Here is a 442-nt window from a genome sequence, read left to right as displayed (position 1 = left end):
CCGCTACAGTCCTGCAACGTACAGGTGCCCCAGTTGTTATCCCATTTACCCTCAGCGTCGGCGGAAAAACTGCCGACGTTCATATTGACGAAATCACTGCGGAAGAACATCCGTCCGTCAGAATACGGTGCATCCACCTGCAACATGGTGGTGTGCGCTTTCAGGTCGGAGTAACCACCGGTGCCGCTCGATCCCCAGTAGTCGTGCTCCAGGGTGACGTTAAGATCCTGCTGACGATAGAGATCCGCCGCATCGCTGCGCACGCCGCGCTTCAGCCAGTCGTCCTTCTTATCGTTACGGGTCAGACGGGTAAAGGTGTCGTTATCCTGCGGACGCGTCGTGGTCACACCGGATGCGACCATCGCGTCTTTGTAGGTTTCCAGCGCCTGCTCCGGATCGCCCGCCTGCGCTTCAAACCCTGCACCATCACGCAGTACCATCG

1 protein-coding gene is annotated in these 442 nt (G+C 58.4%); it reads right to left on the bottom strand.

Features of this window, described 5'->3' with window-relative positions:
- On the bottom strand, positions 1-442 hold a 442-nt coding region (locus tag A7Z29_RS23090), incomplete at both ends, for a cellulose synthase subunit BcsC-related outer membrane protein (protein WP_198599441.1).

Origin of the sequence: Escherichia sp. MOD1-EC6842, assembly GCF_002965705.1 — a bacterium.
GTDB lineage: Bacteria > Pseudomonadota > Gammaproteobacteria > Enterobacterales > Enterobacteriaceae > Escherichia > Escherichia ruysiae.
This window is presented reverse-complemented; position numbering and strand designations above follow the sequence as displayed.